At 50.5% G+C, this 25,543-nt stretch carries 26 protein-coding genes; 17 read left to right on the forward strand and 9 right to left on the reverse strand.

All coding sequences use genetic code 11. From position 1 onward, the window contains the following. Positions 1-5 precede the first annotated feature (5 nt). Genes KNP92_RS02190 through KNP92_RS02205 form a run of 4 tightly spaced genes read left to right on the forward strand, consistent with a single transcriptional unit; the run spans position 6 to position 3,778 of the window. Positions 6-1,181 (forward strand): DegT/DnrJ/EryC1/StrS family aminotransferase, encoded by a 1,176-nt coding sequence (locus KNP92_RS02190; protein ID WP_214836350.1) that lies wholly within the window; start codon positions 6-8, stop codon positions 1,179-1,181. Next, a complete protein-coding gene (rfbA, locus tag KNP92_RS02195) occupies positions 1,178-2,149 on the forward strand; it encodes a glucose-1-phosphate thymidylyltransferase RfbA (RefSeq protein WP_214836353.1) in 972 nt (323 codons plus the stop codon). The genes KNP92_RS02190 and rfbA overlap by 4 nt, the downstream gene beginning before the upstream one ends. After that, positions 2,055-3,113, forward strand: coding sequence for a dTDP-glucose 4,6-dehydratase (gene rfbB / locus KNP92_RS02200; protein ID WP_214836356.1), 1,059 nt, complete (start codon positions 2,055-2,057; stop codon positions 3,111-3,113). The genes rfbA and rfbB overlap by 95 nt, the downstream gene beginning before the upstream one ends. Before the next feature lie 11 nt (positions 3,114-3,124). After that, a complete protein-coding gene (locus tag KNP92_RS02205) occupies positions 3,125-3,778 on the forward strand; it encodes a sugar transferase (RefSeq protein ID WP_214836358.1) in 654 nt (217 codons plus the stop codon). 35 nt (positions 3,779-3,813) lie between these two features. Here KNP92_RS02205 and pgaD read toward each other — a convergent pair whose 3' ends face one another. Both pgaD and pgaC read right to left on the reverse strand, forming a co-directional pair. Next, positions 3,814-4,278, reverse strand: coding sequence for a poly-beta-1,6-N-acetyl-D-glucosamine biosynthesis protein PgaD (pgaD, locus tag KNP92_RS02210; RefSeq protein ID WP_214836361.1), 465 nt, complete (start codon positions 4,276-4,278; stop codon positions 3,814-3,816). Continuing rightward, entirely contained in the window at positions 4,236-5,495 is a 1,260-nt protein-coding gene (gene pgaC / locus KNP92_RS02215) for a poly-beta-1,6-N-acetyl-D-glucosamine synthase (RefSeq protein WP_214836366.1), read from the reverse strand. Before pgaC ends, pgaD begins: the two co-directional genes overlap by 43 nt. Positions 5,496-5,673: 178 nt before the next feature. On the opposite strand from pgaC, the gene KNP92_RS02220 reads away from it, so the two are divergent. Further along, positions 5,674-6,318 carry a DsbA family protein gene (locus KNP92_RS02220; RefSeq protein WP_214836369.1) on the forward strand — a complete coding sequence of 215 codons (645 nt, stop codon included), beginning with the start codon at positions 5,674-5,676 and terminating at the stop codon, positions 6,316-6,318. Between the two features lie 103 nt (positions 6,319-6,421). Here KNP92_RS02220 and KNP92_RS02225 read toward each other — a convergent pair whose 3' ends face one another. Further along, complete coding sequence (locus KNP92_RS02225) at positions 6,422-6,658, reverse strand: hypothetical protein (protein ID WP_214836372.1); 237 nt, start codon at positions 6,656-6,658, stop codon at positions 6,422-6,424. A 192-nt stretch (positions 6,659-6,850) separates the two neighbouring features. On the opposite strand from KNP92_RS02225, the gene KNP92_RS02230 reads away from it, so the two are divergent. Continuing rightward, positions 6,851-8,092: a UDP-glucose dehydrogenase family protein gene (locus tag KNP92_RS02230; protein WP_214836375.1), complete on the forward strand. Its 1,242-nt coding sequence runs from the start codon at positions 6,851-6,853 to the stop codon at positions 8,090-8,092. Positions 8,093-8,128: 36 nt separating this feature from the next. On the opposite strand, the gene KNP92_RS02235 is transcribed toward KNP92_RS02230, so the two are convergent. After that, complete coding sequence (locus KNP92_RS02235; RefSeq protein ID WP_214836378.1) at positions 8,129-8,596, reverse strand: DinB family protein; 468 nt, start codon at positions 8,594-8,596, stop codon at positions 8,129-8,131. Positions 8,597-8,721: 125 nt separating this feature from the next. Between KNP92_RS02235 and KNP92_RS02240 the strand changes: the two genes are divergently transcribed. Together KNP92_RS02240 and KNP92_RS02245 are read left to right on the forward strand one after the other, a co-directional pair. Continuing rightward, entirely contained in the window at positions 8,722-9,450 is a 729-nt protein-coding gene (locus KNP92_RS02240; RefSeq protein ID WP_214836381.1) for a DUF3784 domain-containing protein, read from the forward strand. Next, positions 9,447-9,707 (forward strand): hypothetical protein, encoded by a 261-nt coding sequence (locus KNP92_RS02245; RefSeq protein ID WP_214836384.1) that lies wholly within the window; start codon positions 9,447-9,449, stop codon positions 9,705-9,707. Before KNP92_RS02240 ends, KNP92_RS02245 begins: the two co-directional genes overlap by 4 nt. A gap of 27 nt (positions 9,708-9,734) precedes the next feature. Here the strand turns inward: KNP92_RS02245 and KNP92_RS02250 are convergent, their stop codons facing one another. Then, positions 9,735-12,437 (reverse strand): bifunctional diguanylate cyclase/phosphodiesterase, encoded by a 2,703-nt coding sequence (locus KNP92_RS02250; protein ID WP_214836387.1) that lies wholly within the window; start codon positions 12,435-12,437, stop codon positions 9,735-9,737. A gap of 115 nt (positions 12,438-12,552) precedes the next feature. Next, positions 12,553-14,361 carry a C40 family peptidase gene (locus KNP92_RS02255; protein ID WP_251136361.1) on the reverse strand — a complete coding sequence of 603 codons (1,809 nt, stop codon included), beginning with the start codon at positions 14,359-14,361 and terminating at the stop codon, positions 12,553-12,555. A 276-nt stretch (positions 14,362-14,637) separates the two neighbouring features. Here KNP92_RS02255 and KNP92_RS02260 point away from each other — a divergent pair, with 276 nt between their 5' ends. Further along, positions 14,638-16,470, forward strand: coding sequence for a bifunctional diguanylate cyclase/phosphodiesterase (locus tag KNP92_RS02260; protein ID WP_214836390.1), 1,833 nt, complete (start codon positions 14,638-14,640; stop codon positions 16,468-16,470). 233 nt (positions 16,471-16,703) lie between these two features. On the opposite strand, the gene KNP92_RS02265 is transcribed toward KNP92_RS02260, so the two are convergent. Together KNP92_RS02265 and KNP92_RS02270 are read right to left on the reverse strand one after the other, a co-directional pair. Beyond that, on the reverse strand, positions 16,704-18,086 hold the full coding sequence (locus KNP92_RS02265) for a sensor histidine kinase (RefSeq protein ID WP_214836393.1): 1,383 nt from the start codon (positions 18,084-18,086) through the stop codon (positions 16,704-16,706). 12 nt (positions 18,087-18,098) lie between these two features. After that, entirely contained in the window at positions 18,099-18,785 is a 687-nt protein-coding gene (locus tag KNP92_RS02270) for a response regulator transcription factor (RefSeq protein WP_214836396.1), read from the reverse strand. 107 nt (positions 18,786-18,892) lie between these two features. On the opposite strand from KNP92_RS02270, the gene KNP92_RS02275 reads away from it, so the two are divergent. The 3 genes from KNP92_RS02275 to KNP92_RS02285 are packed head-to-tail and all read left to right on the forward strand — an operon-like array spanning position 18,893 to position 21,819. After that, a complete protein-coding gene (locus KNP92_RS02275; RefSeq protein ID WP_214836398.1) occupies positions 18,893-19,651 on the forward strand; it encodes an ABC transporter ATP-binding protein in 759 nt (252 codons plus the stop codon). After that, complete coding sequence (locus tag KNP92_RS02280) at positions 19,638-21,464, forward strand: FtsX-like permease family protein (protein WP_214836401.1); 1,827 nt, start codon at positions 19,638-19,640, stop codon at positions 21,462-21,464. Before KNP92_RS02275 ends, KNP92_RS02280 begins: the two co-directional genes overlap by 14 nt. 13 nt (positions 21,465-21,477) lie before the next feature. Further along, entirely contained in the window at positions 21,478-21,819 is a 342-nt protein-coding gene (locus tag KNP92_RS02285) for a YxeA family protein (RefSeq protein ID WP_214836404.1), read from the forward strand. A 55-nt stretch (positions 21,820-21,874) separates the two neighbouring features. On the opposite strand, the gene KNP92_RS02290 is transcribed toward KNP92_RS02285, so the two are convergent. After that, on the reverse strand, positions 21,875-22,315 hold the full coding sequence (locus KNP92_RS02290; protein ID WP_214836407.1) for a helix-turn-helix domain-containing protein: 441 nt from the start codon (positions 22,313-22,315) through the stop codon (positions 21,875-21,877). A 320-nt stretch (positions 22,316-22,635) separates the two neighbouring features. Between KNP92_RS02290 and KNP92_RS02295 the strand changes: the two genes are divergently transcribed. The 5 genes from KNP92_RS02295 to KNP92_RS02315 all read left to right on the forward strand — a co-directional run bounded on the left by KNP92_RS02295 (position 22,636) and on the right by KNP92_RS02315 (position 25,503). Beyond that, positions 22,636-22,848 carry a hypothetical protein gene (locus KNP92_RS02295; protein ID WP_214836410.1) on the forward strand — a complete coding sequence of 71 codons (213 nt, stop codon included), beginning with the start codon at positions 22,636-22,638 and terminating at the stop codon, positions 22,846-22,848. Positions 22,849-22,920: 72 nt separating this feature from the next. Then, positions 22,921-23,061 carry a YvrJ family protein gene (locus KNP92_RS02300; RefSeq protein WP_016510821.1) on the forward strand — a complete coding sequence of 47 codons (141 nt, stop codon included), beginning with the start codon at positions 22,921-22,923 and terminating at the stop codon, positions 23,059-23,061. 26 nt (positions 23,062-23,087) lie between these two features. Beyond that, complete coding sequence (locus KNP92_RS02305) at positions 23,088-23,300, forward strand: hypothetical protein (RefSeq protein ID WP_214836413.1); 213 nt, start codon at positions 23,088-23,090, stop codon at positions 23,298-23,300. Between the two features lie 28 nt (positions 23,301-23,328). Beyond that, on the forward strand, positions 23,329-23,541 hold the full coding sequence (locus KNP92_RS02310; protein ID WP_214836416.1) for a DUF2922 domain-containing protein: 213 nt from the start codon (positions 23,329-23,331) through the stop codon (positions 23,539-23,541). A gap of 120 nt (positions 23,542-23,661) precedes the next feature. Continuing rightward, positions 23,662-25,503, forward strand: coding sequence for a methyl-accepting chemotaxis protein (locus KNP92_RS02315; protein WP_251136362.1), 1,842 nt, complete (start codon positions 23,662-23,664; stop codon positions 25,501-25,503). The last annotated feature ends 40 nt before the right edge of the window (positions 25,504-25,543 follow it).

The following is a 25,543-nucleotide window of genomic DNA, read 5'->3' on the forward strand; positions in this document are numbered from 1 at the left end:
ATCCCATGCTACACATTGCTGACATCCAGTCGAACGCGCTTCCGGTCCATGCTCCCTACTCAAAACCGAAACCTCCTTCAAGCGTCATCGCGGTCACAAAATCCGTCATGCCGACGTTTGAAGAATATACGGCCGAAATTCAGGACATTTGGGAAACGCGCTGGCTGACGAATAATGGTTCGAAACATCAACAATTGGAAGCTTCGTTACAAGATTACTTGTGCGTTGAAAACGTCGTGTTGTTCACAAACGGGCACTTGGCTCTTGAAGCCGCGATTGAGGCACTTGATTTGACGGGAGAAGTCATCACGACTCCATTCACGTTTGCCTCAACGAGTCATGCGTTGATTCGAAAAGGGTTGAAGCCCGTCTACGGGGATATCCGCGCCGATGATTATACGCTTGATGCGACAAAAATCGAGCGATTGATCACGACGAAGACGTCGGCGATTCTCCCCGTTCACGTATATGGCAACGTATGTGATGTCGAAGCAATCGAAGCGATTGCGAAGCGATACAATCTTAAAGTCATTTATGATGCAGCCCATGCGTTCGGTGTGACCGTGAAGGGTCGCGGGATTGGTACGTACGGGGATGTCTCGATGTTTAGCTTTCATGCGACAAAAGTGTTCCATACGATTGAAGGTGGAGCGTTAACGTTTAACGATGCCGAATTGAGCGACCGGTTCAATCGCTTGAAAAACTTTGGGATTACAGGGCCGGAAACGGTGCAAGAACCGGGCGGGAATGCCAAAATGAATGAATTTCAAGCGGCGATGGGTCTTTGTAACCTCCGTCATATTGATGACGTGTTGGACCGGCGCCGACATGTAAGGCAGACGTATGATCGTTTGTTAGGATCAGTCGAAGGTGTGCGCTTATTAGTCAGACAGCCTGGTGTGGAGACAAACCATTCGTATTATCCGATCGTGTTTACAGGTACCGTGAATCTTCGCGACGACGTACATGCACTACTTGAACGAGAAGGCATTTACAGTCGGAAATACTTCTATCCGCTCGTGACGGATTATGCGTGGAACAAGAATCGATTTGCGAGCCGTGCCACACCGGTCGCGAGACATATTGCAGAACGGGTGTTGACGCTCCCTCTCTATCCGGAGCTGAGTGACGAAGACGTGCATCGAATTTGCGAAGTCGTAAGGAGAGGAGTGACGACATGAAAGGAATCATTTTAGCAGGTGGGAACGGGACGAGACTTTATCCGATGACGAAAGCGGTTTCCAAACAGCTCTTACCTATCTATGATAAGCCACTGATTTATTATCCAATGTCTGTCCTTATGCTTGCTGGCATCCGGGAGATTTTACTCATCTCGACTCCAAAAGATATTGCCGGTTATGAACGGTTGTTCGGGGACGGTCATCAGCTCGGTATTCAAATCACGTATCAAGTCCAAACGAAGCCGGTCGGCCTCGCCGACGCGTTCATCCTCGGTGCCGACTTTATCGGTGACGACTCGGTCTGTTTGATTCTCGGGGACAACGTCTTCTATGGTCCAGACTTGACCCGGTTCCTCCAACATGCGAAACAAAATGAGCATGGGGCGACCATTTTCGGTTATCCAGTGAAAGACGCGCGAGCGTTCGGTGTCGTTGAATTTGACGACAAGCATCGCGTCGTCTCGATTGAAGAAAAGCCGGCGGTCCCGAAATCGAACTACGCGGTACCTGGTCTGTACTTCTATGACAATCAAGTCATCGAATTTGCAAAAGCCGTCATGCCTTCTCCGCGTGGGGAACTTGAGATTACGTCCATCAACAATATGTACCTTGAACGGGGTGAGCTAAACGTTGTCTTATTCGGCCGAGGCATGGCGTGGCTCGACACGGGAACACCAGAAGGGATGATTAAAGCATCGATTTTCGTACAAACCGTCCAAGAGCGGCAAGGCTATTACATCGCCTGCTTAGAAGAAATCGCATGGCGTCGTGGTTTCATCTCTCGTGAGGAACTCGCGGATATCGGAGCGACGTTGAAAATGACAGATTACGGCCAATATCTTCTATCACTCGTCAAGGAAGGGGAAGAAGCAGATGCGAACGCTACTCGTGACTGGCGGAGCCGGGTTCATCGGTTCAAATTTCATAAGACACTTTCGGGAAAAACATCCGACGTACCGCATTCTTAACGTCGACGTGTTGACATATGCCGGGAACTTGGAAAATTTGGAGGGAATCCCGGAAGACGCGTTGTACCATTTCGAAAAAGTAGACATTCGGGACCGTGAGGCTGTCCGTCGCTTGTTCGAGACGTATGATGTGACAGAAGTCGTCCATTTCGCAGCCGAATCCCACGTCGACCGAAGCATCACAGAACCGGAAGTATTTCTGACGACGAACGTGCTCGGTACCCAAGTGCTACTCGACGCTGCGATGCGGCATTGGAAAATCAATCCGGACGATAAACATAGCCGTCACTATCGTGAAGGTGTTTGTTTTGTCCACGTCTCGACCGATGAGGTGTATGGCTCACTCGGTACCGAAGGATTCTTCACGGAAGTGTCGCCGATTGCACCGAATAGCCCATACGCCGCATCGAAAGCAAGCTCTGATTTGCTCGTGCGTGCGTATTATGAAACGTACGGCTTCCCGGCGAAGACTACGCGGTGTAGCAACAACTACGGCCCCTATCAGTTCCCGGAAAAACTAATTCCGCTCATGATTCACAACTCGCTGTCTGGAAAAATGTTACCGGTATACGGGGATGGTCTGCAAATTCGAGATTGGCTTCATGTCAGCGACCATTGTGAGGCCATCGATCTCGTTCGGCAGAAAGGACGCGTTGGTGAGGTCTATAACATCGGCGGTCATAACGAGAAGACAAATTTAGCGCTCGTCAAACTGATTCTACGAAAGCTGAACCGTCCAGAAACGTCGATTCAATTCGTTCAAGATCGTCCGGGACACGACCGCCGCTATGCGATTGATGCGAGCAAGATGGCGCAGGAACTCGGTTGGACGCCACGATACTCGTTTGAAGAAGGAATCGAAGAGACGATTGAGTGGTATCTCAATCATCCTGACTGGGTCGAACGAATCGTCTCGGGTACGTATCAATCGTATTACGAAACGATGTACGCATCTGTCGAATAGGAGGGGCTGTCATGTACGCGCGCTATGTGAAGTATCCGCAAGACGTTATGTTAGCTCTGCTCGCCCTTATCGTCCTTAGTCCGCTCTTGCTCGGAATCGCGCTTCTCGTTCGAATCAAGTTGGGGCCTTCCATCTTGTTTCGGCAGGCACGTCCGGGGAAAGACGGTATAATTTTCTATCTGTACAAGTTTCGGACGATGACCGATGCGCGGGATGCGTCTGGAGCGTTGTTACCGGACGAACAACGGTTAACGCGCTTTGGTAAGACGCTCCGCTCACTTAGTCTCGATGAACTGCCAAGTCTATTGAACATCTTGAAAGGAGACTTGGCGATTGTCGGTCCACGACCACTCCTTGTCGATTATTTGCCGTTTTACAACGAGGTACAAAAGCGCCGACATGAGGTGCGGCCCGGATTGACTGGGCTTGCTCAGGTGAGCGGACGAAATCGCTTGTCATGGAACGAACGTTTTGAACTAGACGTCCGCTACGTCGATCACATCTCGTGGCGAAATGATTGGCGCATTATTTGGCTGACGATTGGAAAAGTACTGCGGCGGGATGGCATCACGTCCGCTACGGCTGCGACGATGGAACCGTTCACAGGGGAACGGCCAGTTTCTAAAAAAACGGCACAAAAGAAAAAAACGGCCTCTTTCCAGTAAGAAAGGCCGTTTTCTTCATTCAATATTGTTCAGTTTTATTTAGGTAGTTCTTTCACCGGATTGTCTTCAAAGACGACGACTTTTTCAGTTTGGAGTCGGCGAATATCGGCTTCCTCCATTAAGCCTAAGTTGGTCAGCTCTTCGATTGTTGTTGGCGTCGGTGGCTGCCTTCGGTTCAACGAGCCATATCGCTTCTTGTTGTAAGTACGCCACACGAATAAGACGAGTGCGGATACAAGCAACGCAACCAATCCAAACGCGAGTAGCCCGCGGATATCCGCATTCGTGACGTTCAAGGCGGTCTTCACAGTCGCGATATAACGGTCATTGACTCCGATTAACGCACTGACGAAGAACCACGTGACGACGAGCGTGTATCCCCAGAAAATAATGGTCAATATTACATCAAAAATCTTTCGAAAAACCGAATGTTTCGTTTTGACGAGTACGCCTTCGTTTAAAGACTGCTCCGTCGTGTCCCCCGGTCTGGTGAGCTCCATGTGGCGTATCCTCCTTTCACTGTCGAGCGAATCGCTTTCGGTGTTGCCGCGATGACGACGAACGTGTTAAGCATCCAATAGATGACGGGATACCAAGCGGCCCATACATAGTAGCGGAAGACGTTGTCATAACGTGCGTCATTCCAAAGAGAAATCAAGAGTTGAATGTGACTGATTAAGACGAGGGCAAACGAGTTGTACGTGAACCAGACGAGCATCTGTTGAAGCGTGTTGGCTGTAACGAATAAATAAATCGTGACGAGAAGCCACGCATATGCCCAAATGACGCTAATGACTTGTTCGAAGTAGACCGGCCAGATGCGTCGTTGGCGCCAGTCTTTGAAAATATCAAAGTGACGGAGGACGACTTCTTGTCCGCCTTGTGACCAACGAACACGTTGATTCCAAATCCCAGAAAGTGACTCCGGTACGAGCATCCAACAGATGGCGCGTGGCTCATAGCGGATATCCCAAAACTTTTTTTGGAGTTTCCACGAAACCGCGATATCTTCGGTGATCATATCCCGGTCCCATAAGCCGACCGAAAGGAGTGCTTTCTTTCGGAACATGACGATGACGCCGGATACCGTCATGATTTTGCCCATGACGCGTTGTGTCCGTTTAATGGAGCCGATGATTGAAGCGTACTCGACAATTTGCATCCGACTGAGGAGCGTGTCACGATTACGAATGCGTGGGTTGCCGGTTACGGCTCCGACGCGCTCGCCTTTATCTAAGAAATGACGAACGAGATGGTACGGCGCTTCTTCTGCTAAGAAGGCGTCCGAGTCGACACAAAGCAGATACTCTGAATGTGCCGCATGGGCAGCCATATGTAATGCGTTGGCCTTCCCTCGGTTTTCATGACAGTCGATGACGCGAAGACGTTCGTGTTTTTCTGCGAGTTGAATCAACAGTTCACCAGTCCGGTCAGAGCTTCCATCGTTTACAGCAATGATTTCTAAATGTGGATAGGTGAGATGGTCTAAATAAGTGATGGTTTCTTCAATCGTATCTTGTTCGTTATAACACGGAACCAAAATACTAATAAGCGGCCATTCCCGTTCGTTCAAATCAAGCGGTTTTTCATTTTCACGTGTAAAACTGAATAGGACGGCTCCAGAAATCCAAAACAGTGCCATAATAAACGGATACCAGAATACGAATTGGGCCAGTGGTTCAATCCATGGTGCAAATTCCAATAAGTAAAATTTCATCACAAACCTCCCTGATTTTCTAAAAAATGAAATGTTGATAGTGTAATACCACTTATTCTTTTTTGTTTCCCTTTTTATTGAAAATTTAAATCTGGAAAAAAAGCTGATTCGCATAAATCACGAAATTATGTTATAAATTTTATTGTGAATAATTGAACAATATGAGAGGAGAACGTTTATGCGAGGCGTAAAACTTATGTGTTTAGCTACACTGTTATTTCTAGCAGCTTGTAATCCTACCGGGGCGGAAAAAGAAGAGGAAACGTATACATATGAGGCTTATGAACTCCCGCTCGCGGAAAAGGTAGCCCTCGGAGATGGGAAGGATGAGATTGTCTTCATCTTTGACTACAGTTGTCCGTGGTGCAAGAAGTGGATGGAAAGTGTTTTACCGGAAATCGAATCACGCTGGATTGATACGGGAAAGGTGTCATTTAAAGGACAACCGCTCGTCTTGTTAAACGAGCGATCTCAATTGCTCGCAAGTGTTGATTTGAACGTAGAAAGACACATGCCAACCCGTTACTATGAGGTTCAACGACAAATTGGAATGGATTCAGGAATGGACGATTTTGGGACCGAAGCCTATGTGCGTCGCCTCGCCAAAACGTTAGAAATTGATCCGAATCTGCTGCTCGTAGCGCACACGGATACCGGTATTCAAAACGCTAGACTGTATACAAGAGATTTGGGAGTCGCGTATGTGCCGACAGTTTATGTGAATGGCGTCAAATTGCTTGATGCGTTCAGCTTAGAGGAGATGGAACGTGTGTTAAACGGAGAGATTAAAGCAGGAGATGTAGTCGATGTTCCGGCCGAATGAATTAGGATATCGAAAAAGCGCGATTGACTTCGCGCTTTTTTCAGTTTGAACAGGAAAGCCATCAACATGAATCGAATTAAAATAAAAAAGCATCTGACATTCGTCAAACGCTTTTCTCTTGCTGGTTACGATCTTTTCGCCATTTCCATATAACGAGACCAATCACAAGGAAGAGTGGTGCGGCTACCCATGGACGGGCTTCTAAAATGGAGACAATTTCAAAAATGGAGAGCCAACCGCTCACCATAATTAAGATGAGAAGAAAGGTTTTCAGTCCCCCCCGGACCGGAAACCAATAGTAGATAAAGAGTGTAACTAAAAAGAAAGCAAGTAAGCCCATGCGGTTAGTCCTTTCTAGCGTCATTTTGACCCATTATAGCATTTCCCCGCGTCAGCGCGCACTTTCGAGACGGGCGACATCGAATCAAGTTTAAAAAATCAACCATCTGAGAACATTCAAACGCGTTATCACCTTCCCTTCATGGCCACTTTTCGCTACTGTTGAAGGGAGTATACCGAAGGAGGAACTAGCGTGAAATTTGGAATTATTGGTTTAGGCTACGTCGGTTTGGCCACATTATGCGGACTCGCAAAAGCGGGGCATGAGGTCATCGGCGTCGAGAAACATATACCAAAACTTGAGCAATTAAAAGGCGGCACGATCCCGTTCCACGAACCGGGCATGGCCGAGGTGCTCTCCGAATATCAAGACGCAATCACATGGACGGACGACATTGAGCTTACTTCAGTCGCTGACTACGTCATTCTTGCAGTCGGCACGCCGAGCCGTGAAGATGGCAGTTGCGATTTGTCCTACATCGAGTCGGCGCTCGCCGCATTCAAGACAGCGCAAAAAATCATCATCCGGAGTACAGTGCCCCCAGGGACGACGAACGTCTTGAAGATGATGTATCCAGCGCACACGTTCGCCATTGTCCCGGAATTTTTGCAGGAAGGGCGCGCCTTGGCGGATGTGTTAAAGCCGCATCGCGTTGTCATTGGAAGCGACAATCTTGAAATGTGCGAAGAGCTTGCGGGCATTTATGGACGACTCGGCGTCCCAATCGTTTGTACGTCACCGATTAACGCCGAGTTTATCAAGTACGCCTCAAACGCATTCCTCGCCACAAAAATTAGTTTTATTAACGATTTGTCTCGTCTTGCCGATCAGGCTGGGGCAGACATTACGACAATCGCTGACGGTATGGGACTCGACCCACGAATCGGACGTTCGTTTTTAAACGCTGGGCTTGGGTATGGCGGCTCGTGTTTCCCGAAAGACATGGCGGCATTGTTACATGTCGCTCAAGAAAACCAGCTTGATTTGCCAGTTATTCGAGCAGCTACGGAAACAAATGCCTCCCAACTCCGCTACTTGTTATCGAAGCTCGACGTGACCCGCGGCATGCGCGTCGCGTTCCTCGGGCTCGCCTTTAAGCCAGGGACAGACGATATGCGTGATGCCCCATCTGTTGCGCTAGCGCAGCAGTTACTGTTACAAGAAGTCGAAGTCATCGGCTATGATCCGCTCGCGACGTGGGATTATCGCCAAGCCGACACGGTGGAAGAAGCGCTCGAAGGGGCTGACTATGCAATTCTTGTTACCGAATGGGAAGAACTCGTCAACTTAAAACCGGAAGCGTTCGCCGGGATGCGCCAGCAACGCTTCATCGATGCTCGAAACGCTTGGAAGTTTGCCCGCGATCCTCGCGATGTCCAATACGAAGGGATCGGTCGGATGCAACCGAACGTGAAACCATCGACTTCTAAATAAAACGAGACGAGGCCTAAGGTCTCGTCTCGTTTTATATTAAGATTGTTCTTTTGTCGGTCCCATGACAGCGGGTACCGGTAATCCAGCCTGACGGAGAAGTACGGTCATTTGTCCACGATGGTGTGTCTGATGATTCATCATCATCCGTAGAACAGCCCCGCGTGGCATGGCCGTCCCGTGCACATCAACTTCCTCAAGAAGATACGCGTCGCTAAATTGTTCAGCCGCTTCTGCCAACTCGCGCGCATACCGTTCATATTGATTGGCAATCGAAAGCGCATCGGTCGGTTGAGCGAGTGATTTCAAGGGCGATAGCCGAAAGCCGAGCAAGTTCGTGAAGTAACCAAGCGCCGTCGTCACATGCCAGCCAATCCAGCCAAGCGAGTTGTGGCCCGGGACGATTGCATGCATGAGCGTCTCGTCGGTGACGGCGCGGAGCACGTCGAGCGTGCCGGCCGATGATTTCGTCCAATCGGTGATCAAGTCTTGTTTCGTACGATACATCCAATTCCTCCTTGTCCTATTCTACCGTCAGTATACGGGACAATTGTGCCTCTATGTGAATTTGACGATTGTTGGAACCTCCCACCCGTTTTCACGTAGAATAAAGAGACAGGAGGTCTCAATCTATGTGGATATTCGTCATCATGGCACTACTCATGTTCTTCCTCGGCTTTGCCGTCCATCGGCTCGGCTGGCATTTCCTCATCTCCGGCTACAACACGATGAAACGAGCGGACAAAGAACGGGTCGACATCAAGTCGGTCGCCCGGCTCATCGGCATCATGGCGTACGGCATCGGTGTCATCTTTCTCTTGATTGCCGCCATCGAGGCGCTTCGATTAAACATTCCGCTCGAACCGTTCTTCATCGGACTGCTGTTGTTCGTCGTCTTGACGCTTTGGCGTGCCCAAAAGTATGATGGCAACATCTTCGACGACTCTGGAAAGCTTCGGCCAGGCGGGAAGAAACGGCTCATCCCGCTCGCAATCGTCAGCGTGCTGTTGCTCACGGTCATCCCGGGTCTCTTCCTTTGGTTCTCACAGTCGACCGAGGTGACGCTCACCGAATCGGCACTCGTCATCGAGGGCGCCTACGGACAGACGGTGCCGTATGCCGACATCACGGCCGTCACGTTGACGTCACTGCCGGGCCTCGAACGCAGGCAGAACGGGGCAGCGACGACGACGCGTTACACTGGCAACTTTCGAACCATCTATAAAGAAGACGTTCTCCTCTTTATCGATCGAGGCGTCGGTTCAGTCGTCCGCATCGACTGGAGCGGGAAACCGATCTATATGAACCTCGAGACGGAAGAGGCGACACGAACGTTGTATGAAGAGGTGGTGAATCGATGAATCCTTGGTATACACGCAACATGCCGTTCTTTTTTCTGACGTTCTTCTTCCCGCCGTTCGCCCTCCTCTTGCTCGTCTGGCGCTGGGACAAGTTCACGACGGATCGGGGGATCAAGCTGTTTTTCACGGTCGGGATGACCGTGTTCATCGTGTTCGGGTTGTTGCCGCGTGGGTCGCTCCCGATCGTCTTGCCGATCATTTTCGGCTTGATCGCGTTGAAGCTACTCCTAAATCTAGTCAAACGAAAAACCGGCTGACGCGTGGTCAGCCGGTATGCGAACAGGTCACTCAGACGAGTGGCCTGTTTTTTGTTGGACCCACGCCTCGAACGCATCTGCCTGGAGTGCCGGGGCATAGTAATAGCCTTGTCCGAGTTCGACCCCTTCGGCAAGAATGCGATTCAAGTCCTCCTCGGTCTCAATGCCTTCAGCGAGCGAGGTGAGTTTTTGTTCGCTTGCGAACCGGGAGACGGCGCGGAGGAACGATGTGCTGTCTTTCGCCTTGCCGCTTACGTACATGCGGTCGATTTTCACTTCTTGAATCGGCAAGTGCCAAATCGCTTCGAAAGAGGCGTACCCCGTACCGAAGTCGTCAATCGACAAGCAGAAACCGAGGTCGGCGATATCTTCGAGCCGGTCGAGTTCGCCCGTGTGCGACATGATGTCGGCCGACTCGGTCAACTCGATCTTCAATCGTTCCGGCAACCACGGATACGTCTCAATCTTCTCGTGTAGTTTTGTGACGATGGACGGGTCGACCGAGTGGGCGGACAAATTGTATGACAACGAGATATGAGAGAACGGCGTGTCGCGCCACATGACAAGTTGATTGATCACCTGGTCGAGAATCGAGTGAGACAACCAAAGGATTTGATCAGATCGTTCGGCGATGCGGATGAACTCGTTCGGTGGAATCTGTCCAAGCTCGGCATGTTGCCACCGGGCGAGCGCTTCAGCACCGACGACTCGACCCGTTTTCAACTCGACTTGCGGCTGATAGGCGACGGTAATTTGGCCTTTCGAAATCGCGTCCGGTAGCGCCTGTTCAATCAAGCCAGCCCACTGAAGCTGGGCGAGGATACTTGCGTCGTACCAGACGAACGGCGTCCGCGTCTCTTTGGCGTGTTGGAGCGCTTTCGTCGCTTCAAATAGACAGTCCGTGAAATTCGGCGTCGTGTGTGTCGCCCCGATTTGCACATGAACAGTCTGACGCTTTCCATTGATGAAGAGTTCTGTAGGGAATAGCTCCATCAATTCATGTTCGTCTTCCGCAGTGAAGCCTTGGACGTACAACATGAGCGTGTCATCCCGATAACGTCCGAACAAGTTCTGGGCATACTTCTCAAGCCGCTCTTCGACATGGCGGGCGAACTCAGTCATGAGTAAATCTGCATACGTCGCATCATACCAATCGACCAGGTGATGGAAATCGTTCAGTTTGATGACGACGAAGGCGCCATTGATGTCTTGTTTCGCCCAAGCCTGCACGAAGCCGTATTCATTATAGAGGTCCGTCGCCATATCGAACCGGACGAGCCGGTCGACTTTTCGTTCCCGTTCGACACGCTCCGTCTCATCTTCAAGGATGAGATAATAGGTTAGTGCCTCCCCACGTTTGAGCGGGATAATCTTCATATTTAGAAATCGGACGTGTTCGCCTTTCAAATGCAAAATGAACTGAGCGCTCGTTCCGTGTTCTGTCACCCCTTCGAACGCCTCGCGGAATAAGCGTCGGCCTGTGTCGGTAAAGAGTTGATTGATTTCATATAAGTTCCGATTCCCGAAAAATTGACGGAATACATCGTTTCGTTCAAGGAAGTTATACCCGTCATCGACGAGAGCGATGGCGAGTCCGGTCTCGGAAAAGAGCGAGGACCAGCGCTCGTGATAACGGAGTAATTCGTTCGACTTCGTCTCAAGCGTATGGACGGTCGAATGCACACTGACGGCAATCTCGCGAAGTTCATCCTCAATCCCTCGGAAGTCATGGCTCACAGGGAAGGTCCCCTCGATTGGTTCCATGCTCGGATCGATGGCGAGCGCTCGAGCCTTCAAGTGGGCGAGATCGTGTGCATAAGCATTCCGCGTAATCCACAAGGCAGCGAGAAGGCTAGCTGACAGAAGAACGGTCAAGGCGAAAGCGACAACAGCCAGTGTTCCATACCGACTTCTTTCGGAAGCTAACGTCGTTTCGGTTGAAGTCCGAATTGAACGCAAGACCTCGTACGTATCTTCATAAAAATTGGTGCCGTTGACGTAGCGAGCCTCGAGTGTGGATTCTGTCACAGCGAGGCGACCGAGCGTGAGCGCACTCTCGATTAAATCGGAGACGGCTTGCGTTTGTAATGACGGTTCGGAGGCGACGATGTCTTCAATCAACCTGGCCTCGTTTGAGAGTGGGGCAATCTCTGTTTCGAGCGTTCCTGGATTCGGTGTCACGGCAAATAAGGTTGAAATGTTTTGAACGAACGTCATCTGCATACGCATGACAGCATCGGCGAGTTCATAGGCAGCGTTCTCTTGTGCGGTACGTTCAAGTCCTTGATAGAGCCAGCGTCGGTCGATCGATTCGATGACGTCGAACGGGACGGCGTCAAACCTGCCCTCATCTAACGTCTCTTCGAGGCGTTCCGAAAAAGCGAGTAACGCCTCACGCTCCCGTTCATTGACGCCAGTTTTGAAATCGTCTTGTAGTTGCTGGTTATATTGGAGCGCTCGTTCTCGATATGGTTCCGAGAAAAGGGCTGTAGGTTGATTTGAGTTCACCTCATACAATCGTGCTGCCTGATGCAAGACGAGATATGACTCGACACCAGCGAGGTCGTCCGCGTGATTCAAGTTTGTCACTGTCTGATCAACGACGCTGTGCTTTTCTTTCCAATAATAACTTAAACCGAGACCGAATAAGAGCACCCCGATGAGACAGACGACAGCAAGTCCCATCGTGTAAATTCGATACGGAATTTTAGCAAAACGGTGTTGATCCATCTGACACCTCCTTTTTTTCTTCTTATTTTATAGTGCATTTCGCATCTCTGATATGAAATCCTGCTAAAACAAAAGAAAACCCGACTATGGTCGGGTTTTCTAAGTGAGTCGAAAGTCATGGACGTTTATAGCCGAGAAGGCGCGATTGCCAATACGGCTCTTTGCTGATTTGGTTGTAACCAAGACCAGACGTACCGGCATGGATAAACGTATCTGCATTGATCATGATTCCCATGTGCGATGGACCGGCCGTGTACGTGTTCTCGAAGAAGACGAGGTCACCCGCTTGTGGCGTGAACGATTTCGGTAATTGTGGTCCGAAATAGGCGGCGCCCCAATAGTTGGCGACGTTCGTTCGTGGGATGTTGACGCCTGCTTGGTTGAACGCATAGAAGATGAGGCCCGAACAGTCGAACCCGCCATTGACTGGGCTAGAGGATGCCCAAACGTATGGAGTGCCGACGAAGCGCTGGGCGACGGCGATCGTGGCGAGACGAGTCGCTTGAGCAGATTGTCCACTCACTTGTGTCACATGCGCTTTTGCGATAAAGCCTTCGGCCACACGATAATGAGTTGCCGTTTCGCCGGTGATATTCAACAAACCACCACGTAACGTCGAACCGACGATCGCGCTCGTATCACTGGCTTGCGCGCGGATGGCGACCGGGCTCGCCGTGAAGAACGTGTGCGCGTCATAAGAACCTGAGACCCACGTCGGATTCGTCGCGGTCCCTTTCGGCACTTGTTTGACAAAAGAAGCCGAGACGAAGCCGGTCGTGTTGCCGATGTAAATTTGATGCCAACCGTTTGATGTCTGGACAACACGAAGTGTTTGACCAGCGGTGACGCTACCGATGATGGCCGAACTCGTTGTCGCCGAGGCACGGACGTTTAAAGATGGTGTATTGACGACATAGTCGACGTTTGTATTACCAGCGCCGGCATCTCCGAGGTTTGGAGCGACAGGGGCACTTGGTGCGGTCGTCATTTGTTTCAAGAAGCCGGTGCTGACGTAGCCGGCTTTGCCGTTATACGTCACGTAAACCCATGAACCGCTTTGTTTCGTTGCCGTCACGGTCGTGCCGTTCGGAATCGTCGTGACAAGTGCGAAGCCGGTGCCTGCACCTTGGCGTACGTTCAAGTTCGCTGTCGTCACGTACGACGTATTGATGTTTTCTTCTTTAATTTGCGTCGGTTGAGACGGCGCCGGGGTTGCGGGTTGAGTTGGTGCTGGCGTTGACGCCGCTTTCGTTAAATATGTATTCGCAACGAAGCCCGTATGCGTACCATATTTGACATGCGACCAAGTACCTTCGACTTTCAAGACGGTGACGCTCTTTCCACTTGGAATGGTTGTCAAGATGCGCGCGCTCGTCGATTTTGAAGCGCGAAGGTTTAAGTTTGCTGTTGTTTTGGATGTGGTCGTAGCGTTCGGTGTGACAACCGGTGCAGTTGGAGCCGGTGTCGGAGTCGCTGGTGCTGGTGTTGCGCTTAAAAAGTCGCTATGCACCCAACCTGTGCGGCCAGAATACGTCACTTGTGTCCACACACCACTTGTCTTGAGCGGGGTAAGCGTTTGTCCGCGCGGAATGGTGAGGAGGACGCTGTGCGTCGTCCCGGCTCCGCTCCGGAGGTTCAAGTTCGCCGTCGTCGTACGCGTTTTTGTCGCACTGTTGTTCGCAGGTGCGAGTGCCACGGCACCAGAGAGTCTCAGTGTCTGCCCGATGGCAATTCGGTCGGACGTCAAGTTGTTTACAGATTTCAAGGTCGCGAGCGGGATGTTGTGCTGTTGGCTGATCGACCAGAGCGTATCTCCGGCGCGGACGGTATGTGTGCTAGCGGCGGCAACGTCGTCGGCCTGAGCGAGGACGGTTACGGCGGCGATGGCGGCGAATGAGTACATGAGGCCGGACTTATGATCCATGGAGTCACTTCCTTCTTCGATGGCGTAGGTTACGGTTCGATAAAATCAATACAGTTACATTGTAAGATGTTTCGAAATCGGCAGGCAATGGGGGGAAGGGCTCAAACAGGTCAATTCTGTTGAAAAGAAGGTCAATAATTTTTGATAGGTAGAAATGGGATGAATTGGGTAAAAGGGGCGAATCAGAAATTGACTTTCTGTTGAATTTTGGAAACTTTTCTTATGTAGAATTCATGCTATCATAAATTAATGATGAAAAATGAGAGTAGGGGACTTATGACCGAGGGGAACTTTTCTGCACAATCGTATCGAAGACACCAAGAGAAACTGTTCGACCTCGTACGGATGCCGGACGTGAATGAAGCGACGGTCCATCAGGCGATTGCGTATATGTGCCAAGTCGTCTCGGACATGCTCGACGTCGACACCGTCTCGATTTGGCATTTCGACGACACCTATGCGTCTATACGGTGCCAAGTTGCGTACTCGAAAGAAGTCGGCCAATCCTATCCGGACTTAATCGTCTATCGGGATGACGCACCGGTCTACTTTGATGCGCTCCGTACGAACCGGGTACTTCCGTTCGATGACGTGCGTAGCCATGAATGGGTGAAAGGGCTTTATCAACAATATTTTGTGGAAGGGCAACGGATTTATTCGATGCTTGATGCGCCCATCTACGCAAACAACAAAGCGAAGGGTGTCATCTGTTGTGAGACGTTCGCTCCACGACAGTGGACGTATATGGAAGAGCTGATGGTTAGCACTTTGTCAGATTTCATCTCCATTTTATATTTACGACTCGAACGTCACTCGATTGAAGAGCATATTACACGCTTGGCGTACACAGATGAATTGACCGGACTCATGAACGAAAACGCGTTCGTCGAACGCATTGATGAAGTCCGAAAGCAATCGTCCGATCGTCTCGGCTCACTAATCTATTTAAAGGTCGATAAGTTTCGTGCCGTCGAGGATGCGCTCGGACTCGAAAAATCTGATACGCTCGTCAAAGAAGTGGCCGATCGCCTTCGGCAACACGTTGATAGAGCGATGCTAGCCCGCATCTCACAGTCAGGATTCATGGTGTGGACACCTTATGGGGATCGAATTAAAGCGTACGGAATTGCTGATTTGCTCGCAGAGACGGTGACACGAGAGGCATATAAAGTCGGAGAGTTAGATGTCGTCTTGACGATGAGCGCGTTCATCGCTATCGAAGACAAGACGTATTCGACGCTTGAGTTGATTCATGCCACGCGGCTCGCTGAAAGTGGAAACGTCCAGCGTGGGGTCGTCTCGTTTTACGAACCGGAGATGGGGGAAAAAGCGGCCGCTGCATTGAAGCTAGAGATGAATTTAAGAAAAGGAATTGCATTGAACGAATTTACGCTATTCTATCAACCGAAAATCGATGCGGCGACTGGACAGTTAAACGGGTTTGAAGGATTGATGCGCTGGGTGCACCCTGAAAAGGGGCTCATCCCGCCACTTGATTTCATCCCACTAGCAGAATCAACGGGAATCATCATCGCGCTCGAAGAACAGATGCTTGCCATCGCCTGCAAACAGTTGAAAGCTTGGCATGATGCCGGGCGAACATATCGGCTTGCCCTTAACTTGTCGGCCCGTCACTTCTTGTCAGACGGGGTCGTTGAGAAGTTGACGAAGATCGTCAAAGAGATCGGCGTCTGTCCGAACTACTTGACGTTTGAGATTACGGAAAGTGTCGGCATGGAGAATCAACAACATGTGATCGAGCGATTCGTTGATTTTCGAAACGTCGGATTCTCCATTTCGATTGACGATTTCGGTACCGGGTTCTCGGCGTTCGTTTATTTGAAACACTATCCGATTCAAGAAATCAAAATTGATCGTCAGTTCATTCAAGCGACCGAAAGCGATCCGACAGGAAACGTCATCGTCCAGTCGATTATTGAATTAGCTAAAGGGTTGAAACTCAGAACGGTTTGCGAAGGAATTGAGACCGAGAGCCAACGCGAGACACTAAAGGCACTCGGTTGCGATGAGATGCAAGGCTACTTGTTCTCGCGTCCGCTTCCGATTGAGGAGCTCGAAACGTGGATTGAGGCTTATGAAACGACATGAAAGGGTTCGCCGCGGCGAACCCTTTCCTCATGAAGTCTATTCTAGTTTCGACAGGGTACTACATTCTTCAATTCTATGAGCGAGAATTTTATACCGAGACGGGCGGGACCATTTCGATAAAGTATGCCTCGTTCTTAGGGTTTTATTTTGATGTAACGGATGACGAGGAAAATAGAAAAACATCTCTTCCAAGATAAAACAGGTTCGCCGCGGCGAACCTGTTTTATGTCTGCTTATTTTTTATCGTGGGGCAAGTTGATATGAATTGATGTACCAGTAGCTACTTCACTCGTCACGTCGACCGTTCCACCATGCGCTTCGATGATGTCGCGTGAGATGGCCATGCCAAGGCCACTGCCAATCGTATCATCCGTGTTCGTCCCGCGGTAATACCGTTCAAAGATATACGGCAAGTCCTGATCATTGATTCCTTGGCCGTCATCTGAAATCGTGATTGTCGATCCGCTGACGGCGACTTTAACGTGTACCGTCTCATCGTTATGCACGAGCGCATTATAGAGGAAGTTCAACAGTGCCCGTTTCATGAAGTGATGGTCGAGCGCCACCGTTGCGGCGTCATGGCTTGTAAATTCGAGCGAGCGGTCCGCGAAGCGCGGGTCATTCAACACGTCGATGACGAGTTCACGAACGAACCGTTCGAGACCGGCGTCTACTTTCTCGAGCGGGAAGTCTCCGTGCTGTAGCCGCATCGTCAAATTGAAGTCGTCGAGCAATTCTTTCATGTACCGCGCTTTCCGTTCGATGACGGCCGCATATTGGCGACGTTCCGTCTCGTTGACGTCCGTGTCGTCAAGCAACTCGGCGTAGCCTTGAATCGAGGCGAGCGGGGTCTTTAAGTCATGTGAGACGTTACTCATCCATTCTTTGCGTCGGATTTCGAGCTGTTCGCGCTCCCGCTCATACGTCTTGAGCGTTTTCGAGACGTCGTTCAAGTTCGCGAACACAGGACGATAGATGCCAGGTCGCTTCGGCTCGACGGTCGAGAAGTCACGTGCCTTTAGCTGGGCGATTCGTTCCGTCAGGCGATAAACAGGACGGGTCAAGCGTGAACTGAACGCAAGACCGATCAGCGCGGCGACGGCAAGGTCGACGATCAGTAAAATCAGACCGGCTTTCGATAAATACGCGAGCACCGATTGCGGATCAATCATCGTGACGAGCCGGCCTTCCGTCGCTTCCGGGAAGGCGACGAGATAGCTATACGACTCAAAGCCACCGACGAAGTAGAGTGTCAGGTCATCGTCTTTATACTTATAGATATGAATCAATTCGAGCGGCGTGTACGCGTCGGGTACTGTTTCCGGGGCGAACGCGTCCGTCACGACGTTTCCGGATTCGTCGAGGACTTGTAGCCAGGCGTTGTTTCGTTCAAGTGCCTCGAGTCCTGCCTCGGATACGACCGGACTTCCGTTCTCAAGCGTCATGTACTGATTGAACGTGCGGGTGAACGTCTCGCCGGAATTGCTTTCGACGTCATCGAGCCCGGTCCGGTCATTAACGAGCAGACCGAAGAGGATGGCGAGATTTAAGATGATCACGGTCGCAACAATGAGGAGGATGGACACGAGATAGCGTCCAGTCAGATTCCATTTCATGATGCTGCCTCCTCACACATGAAACCGATAGCCGAGTCCTTTCACTGTCACGATGTACGTGGGACGTGAAGGGTCCGGTTCGATTTTCTCACGGAGTCGGCGCATGTGTACCATGACTGTATTGTCCGACCCATAAAACGCCTCACCCCAGACACGGGTGAACAACGTCTCTTTACTGAGAATTTGATTAGGGTGGCGAAGAAAACAAGCGAGGAGTCCGACTTCTTTTGCCGTCAGTTCGAGCCGATTGTCGTGAAGATATACCTCGTTCTCGTCCGCCGTCATCCGGAACGGGCCGACGTGGATGTCCGTTTGCGTCGGTGCGTCATACATCGATACCCGTCGGAGCTGCGCCTTGATTCGAAAAGCGACTTCTTTTGGACTGAACGGTTTCGTGATGTAGTCATCGCCACCGATAGCGAGTCCGAGAATTTTATCGACTTCATCGGATTTCGCAGACAAGAATAAAATCGGGATGTTTGACGTCGTTCGGATGTGACGGCATAAGTCATAGCCTTCCCCGTCCGGCAACATGACATCCAAGATGGCGATGTGTGGTTGAAACGAGTGGAACAAATGGATGCCCTCTTTTACCGTGTGCGCCGTTTTGATATGGGTGAATCCTTCTTTTTCAAGTGCTTTTTGAATAAGTGTACATAAGTCTTTCTCGTCATCGACGATTAAGATGCGTGGTTCCATAAAATCACCTCTCGAACAAATCATACCATTTAAGGTTTTTGTAAGGTACGCGTGATTTTCAGTTAAGGTAGCCCCTGTAACGTAGTCATTAGAAAGAGGTGCTACTTATGGAATCATTATTACACGTTAACCACATTGAAAAAATTTACGGGAAAGGGGAGGCAACGTTCAAAGCGCTCGATGACGTCTCCTTCACGATTGATCATGGCGAGTTTGTCGGCATTATGGGACCGTCGGGCGCCGGAAAGTCAACGCTCTTGAACGTGCTGGCGACGATTGACACCCCGACGCACGGAGACATTTTCGTCGAAGGCGAAAACATCGCGAAGCTCAATGAAGAGGCGCTATCGGACTTCCGGCGCGACCATCTCGGCTTCATCTTCCAAGACTATAACTTGCTCGACTCGTTGACGGTGCGTGAGAACATCTTATTGCCCCTCGCCGTTTCGAAGACGCCAATCGAACAGACACGACAACTGGTGGATACGCTCGCCCATCGATTCGGTCTGACGAACATTCTCGACCAATATCCATATCAAATCTCAGGCGGACAAAAACAACGAACGGCTGTCTGCCGTGCACTCATCTCGAACCCAAAACTGATCTTTGCTGATGAGCCGACAGGTGCGCTCGACTCGAAGTCGGCGACCGATTTGCTTGAAACGCTCGCGGGTCTGAACGAAGCGGAAACGACCATCATGATGGTGACGCACGACGCATATGCAGCCAGCTTTTGTCGACGCGTGCTTTATATTCAGGACGGACGTTTGTCGAAAGAATTGATTCGTGGCGCGACGTCGCGTGACGCGTTCTATGAAGCGATTTTGGAAGAGTTAAAAGGGGGCGCGGCACATGACGCTCTTTGATTTAGCAAAAAAGAACGTCGTCCGCAATTTGTCGCGTTACGCACTCTATGTCGGAACGACCATCTTCTCGATCATCATTTACTTCACGTTTGCGACGCTCAAACATAGTGGCGAGATCAGTGCCTTAGCGGAGACGTCCAAACAGATCGGTGGATTGATGAACGCTTCAACATTTATCCTGCTCCTTTTTGTCGCACTCTTTATCGCTTATTCGAACGCCTTCTTTTTAAAAGGGAGAAAACGTGAAGTCGGACTCTACTCGCTACTTGGCGTTCGCAAGAAACAGATTGGGCAACTGCTCTTGTTCGAGAACCTTGTCATCGGCGCTGTCTCTCTCATGATTGGCATTGGCCTTGGTGTGCTCGGGGCGAATGCGCTGTTACAAGTGCTCCTTCGGCTGATGAACAGCGACTTGGCAATCGGGTTTACGTTCTCCCAATCGGCGTTCATTGAGACCTTCGTCGTTTTCCTTGGCATTTTCTTGTTCACGTCGTTTCAAGGATACCGCGTCATCTATCGTTTCAATTTGATTGAGCTGTTCCATGCCGATCAAAAAGGCGAAGACATGCCAAGAGCGAACGTGTTCGCGGCGATGGGCGGCGTGCTGACACTTGGTATCGCGTATTGGCTCGCGCTTCAGGATTTGACCTCACCCATTTGGCGTGTCTTAAGCCTTGCGATGCCGCTCGTCATTATCGGACTGACAGTCATCGGTTCAGCGCTACTATTCCATAGTGTCCTCATCTTTATCCTCGGACGCATCAAAGCAAATGAAGCATGGTCATGGCGGCGATTGAACCTGTTAACGACATCACAACTCTTATACCGGATTCGGGGGAACGCCAAGACGCTCACGCTTATCAGTATCATCAGCGCGACGGCAATCACGGCTGGTGGCGCCATCTTTAGTCTTTACTACTATGCTGAAGAAAACGTCACATCCTTTACCCCATACACGTTCGCTTGGGAAGGGGACGCACAGCCGATTGATGCGGAAGTCCTTGCCGAAGCGAGTGTGTTGAAAAAGACGGTCCGTATCCCAGATGAGTACGAGGAACGTGAGTATGGGGTCATCAAAGAATCGACGTATCGAGAGCTCGTCAAAGGACTTGACTGGGACGAACCGAACGCTCTTGACGGGAAAGAAGTCCGGCTTATCGATCCGTTCTATGATGAACGTTTCAATGAGGAAGTGCATCAAGTCGTAGTAGACGGCACGACGTACCCCGTCAAAGAACACGTCGAAAAGACACCATTGAATGTCATGACGTTTGGCGGCATTTTCCTCGTCACACGAGATGACGTCTATGAAGAAATCGAAAGTGATGCCATTTCCTATCACGTTGTAAAAGTAGCCGACTATAAAGACCAAGCCACTTTATCAGATGCGTTGTCGACACAACCGCAGTTCTCGAGTGCGACGGATTTATACCGTGACACGATGGCCGTCAACGGAGCACTCCTGTTCGTCGGTAGTTTCCTCGGACTTGTCTTTCTTGTTGCGACCGGAAGTATCATTTACTTCAAAACGATGACGGAGGTAGAAGAGGATCGAGCGAAATACACGGTGTTGCGGAAAGTCGGAATTTCAAAACGTGATATGAAACAGACGATCCGACATCAAGTCGCCGTCGTCTTCTTGGCACCCTATCTGCTTGGTTTATTGCACGCGAGCGTCGCATTAATCGCATTTTCACGACTATTCGCAATGAACTTTACTGTACCGGTTATCGTTTGGATGGCCGTCTACTCAACAATTTATGCACTCTACTATGGGCTGACGGTCCGTCGGTTCACAAAATCTGTATTGTAAGGAGAAGATTAAAATGAAAAAGATGATAGGTTATTTACTTGCCTTCGTCCTCGTGACAGTCGGGTTAATCAACGTGGACTGGAACCGGCTCGGGAAAGAGAACGTGTACCTCCAAGTCAGCGAAGCGACCGACGTTGAAGAAACAACGCTTGACTCTGGGGAAGTCATACGCCGTTACGTGTATGAGACAGAAGCGTATACGGCAGAAGGTGAGGCACAACGTGTCACATTTAGTGCTGCGAAGGCGTTACGCGAAGGGGCATTCTTGATGCTCTACATGAAAGACGACGCCGTGACGTCGTACGATGAGATTGAAATGTCAGACATGCCGAAAGCGGTGCAGAATAAAATGTGAGACATATATGAATAAAGACCGCCTTTCCTGCTTGTGTCAGGGAGGGCGGTCTTTCTCATGATTGCGATTGTTCGTTTGCGAGTTCGAGTTGGAGTATGTAGGATAATTCGTTGTGGGCCAATTGCGAGAAGTTCGTTTTTTTGACGTGCGTCCGTGGCCGGAGTCCGCATTCCAATGCGATGTCGACGATTGTCCGAATCTGATTTTCTGAATAATACCGTTTGCGTCCGATTGTGAACGGAGTTGGCGGCAAGATGCCATCGGTCTCCCATTTAATCAACTGTTGCTGGCTGCGAGGGATGCCGGCAATCTGGAACGCCCGGCTCAATTCTTTGAGCGGGTAGACGTTCAAATGCTGATTGTTTAGCTGGTACAGTTTCCCATGTTCAGGTCGGTACGTATCCCATTCGGTCGCGCGAAATGTCAGGTCGGTGTGGTCGAAGTCGAGTTGAGCGGAAGGAATAAAGGGGTTAAGTGCAACATCTAAGCTGTCCATTTAAGGTATCTCCTTCTTCAAGTCAAACGGGTCATTACTAAAAATGCCCTCTCTCGTATAGTACCCTATTTTCAAGCAATTAACTGTAAGTTTTTTGAAAGTGGGGAAATAAAACGTTAGGACTATTGAATGATTTTTAGCATGTGTTTGACGCTCTTTACAGTACCCTAAAAGGGACAATAACTCAAGTTTAAAGCCATTTTGGATAAAATGAACTAATATTCAGAATAAATAGTTCGATAGTCCTTGAATCACAAAAACAAATGAATTGAGCAAACTTCTACCATCTTTGGTTAATAGGGGCGAAGGAGGTGAGACATATGGCAGTTTACCGAGAATACGCAAGCATCTTTTATCTCGACACGAAACGAGTCGTAGACGGGAAAGAGAAACGACAACTCGTTCGGTTCGGCCCGCTCGGCGCTCGGATGGAGACCGCGGAAATCAAGCAGTTCGGTGATTTCTTGACGCGACTCTTGTCCGTCGACTCGGCTACGTACGTCGTGTCCCGTGAGTTCCACGTGACGGTCTAAATTGGAGGAATTCTCTATGCGCATCCCCCCTCGTCCCGCCGCCGGCAACCGGCACGATGAGCAGGTAGTCACATGAGCTGGCCCGAACTCATCTCGAACCTTGGATTTCCAATCGTCGTCTCGCTTTATCTGCTACACCGGATTGAGACGCGGCTTGAGCGCATGATTCAGCTACTCGAGCGCTTGGACTCCACTTACCCTTCTGAATCGTAATCATCCCCCGAAAGGAGCCATCCCCCATGGCACAGCTATCAGAAAAGAAAGCGACGCTCGTCTTAACGACGCATCACAATTTAGAAAGCTTGAAACCGACGAAAAAAGCGCAACGGTTCGGTCCCATTCGTGCAGCGCTCACGGCGAATCAAGCCGAGTCGTTTGGTCACCTCATGCTTGAGCTGATCGTACAAGAAGATTTCACACTCGCCGTCGTCCGCGAATACAACCTCGTCTAATCACCCATTTTAAGGAGGAGAATGAATCATGACTGAAACAAAACTCGAAATCGCCTTTTTGGACACGTTTAACAAAGTGACGCGCTTCCGTTTGAACAACGTGAAGCAACCCGTCGACCCGATGCAAGTGAAGGCCCTTGCCGACTTCATGGTCGCGAACGATCCACTCGCTAAAAACGTCGTCAAATGGACCGAAATCAAATTGATTGAAGGCTCGACGACCGTATTGAACGTACAATAATCGTTTAAAAGATGGCTGCTTGTTCAGTCATCTTTTTTTAATGTTGGTCAATCATCTTCAAAGTATTCTGAAAATGGTCGATAAAGGAAGAAACGTTGGTTTGGAGAGGGGAGTACATAGATGAAAAGAAAAATGAATGGATCGGTCATGGTGCAATGGCTGAAGCGTCGTTTCAGTCAAAAGCCGACATTCCGCTTACCCCGGTTGAAATGGCGGGTCAAGGCGCGGCAACGTCAAACAGAAGCGAAAGGGAAAGGGCTCACGATCCGTGAGAAGTTATGGGGCCTTGTCATTCTGTCGCTTCTCATGGTGATTGGGGTCGGCGGCTATTCGCTGTTCTCCATGAACGACGCGAACAAACAAGCCGGCGAAATTGTCGACGTGTGGAACCGTGGACTCGATTATGCGCATGAGTTAAACACGCTCGCTGCGAACTATCGAGCACTTGAGCTCGAACATATCGTCACGGAAGACGCGGCAGGAAAAGAAGAACTCATGACACAAATGCAAGACATCCGGACGCGCATTAATGAAATCGCCCCGAAATACGAGGCGACGGTGACGAGCGCGACGGACAGAGAGCTGTTCGATTATTTCGCACGTCAGTGGGAAATGTATCAGCGAGTGTCCGACAACATGCTCATCTTCAGTACGTCCGGCAATAACGGCATGGCGCGCTCTTACTATGACGCTCAGTCACGAGCGACGTATGACAACTTTACCCAACGGTTGACGGCGCTCGTCGCCTATAACTCGGAAGGGTCACAGCGCGTCGGGGCCGACATGGAACGAGAGTTCAACCAATCGCTCATCGCCCTCATCGCTGTGACGATCGGAGCAGTCGCGCTTCTTCTCTTCCTTGGCTTGAGCCTGCTTCGCTCCATTATCCGTCCGATGCGGACGCTACAGAAGAAGTTCGATGAGCTGGCCACACAAGGCGGGGACTTGACGATGTCGATTCCGGTCACGTCAAACGATGAAATCGCCCAAGTGAGCCGGTCGTTCAACACGTTCATCGCCTCGCTTCGTGACATTATGATTGACGTCGATAAGACGGCGACCGTCGTCCTCGCCTCATCAAAAGAAGTCGCGGCCGAAGTGACGCAGCTTAGCCGCTATATGGAAGAGACGTCGGGGACGGTCGAAGAATTGACCGCCGGCATGGAAGAAACGGCTGCTTCCTCACAAGAGATGAGCGCGTCAACGACCGAGATGGGGAGCTCGATCGATTCGATTGTCGATCTATCGAACGATAGTGCCGAGACGGCGCAACACGTCGAAGAGCGCGCGCATGCGCTACGTAAGCAGGCCATTCAATCGAAAGCAGAGGCGAACGCCATTATCGAGGCGAAGCGGCTTGAACTTGACGAGGCGATTCGTGGTGCGAAATCGGTTGAAGAGATTCGTGTCTTGACGACAGCGATTCTCGCCATCGCTGACCAGACGAACTTACTCGCCTTGAACGCCTCGATCGAGGCAGCACGGGCCGGAGAGGCCGGACGCGGGTTTGCCGTCGTCGCTTCCGAGATTCGAAAGCTCGCCGAGAACTCGCGTCAAACGGTGAACGAGATTCGAGACGTGTCACACACGGTTATCGACTCGGTCGAACGACTCAACATGAGCTCGGCTGATATGCTGGCGTTCCTCGATACGACGGTCTTGTCCGACTATGACCGACTCGAGGAGTCGGCAACACAATACGAGGCGGACGCAACGGTCTTCGGAGAAACGGCGAAGACGTTCGAATCGAACGCGATGCAGTTGCGCCAAACGACCGACACGATTCTCGGTGTCATTCAAGAAGTCGCGACGACCGTGACGGAAGGGGCGGACGGGACACAGTCCATCTCGGAGAAAATCCAACTTTCCGTCGAACGGTTCAGTGACGTTCAAGGACGGATGGCTGAAACAGAACGACAAGCAATCGAACTCGCGAACCGCGTATCGCAGTTCAAACTATAACGGGAAGGCCGCAACGGATGAGCGTTGCGGTTTTTTTGTG

This window comes from Exiguobacterium sp. s122 (genome assembly GCF_018618475.1).
In the GTDB taxonomy this organism is placed as follows: Bacteria; Bacillota; Bacilli; order Exiguobacteriales; family Exiguobacteriaceae; genus Exiguobacterium; species Exiguobacterium himgiriensis.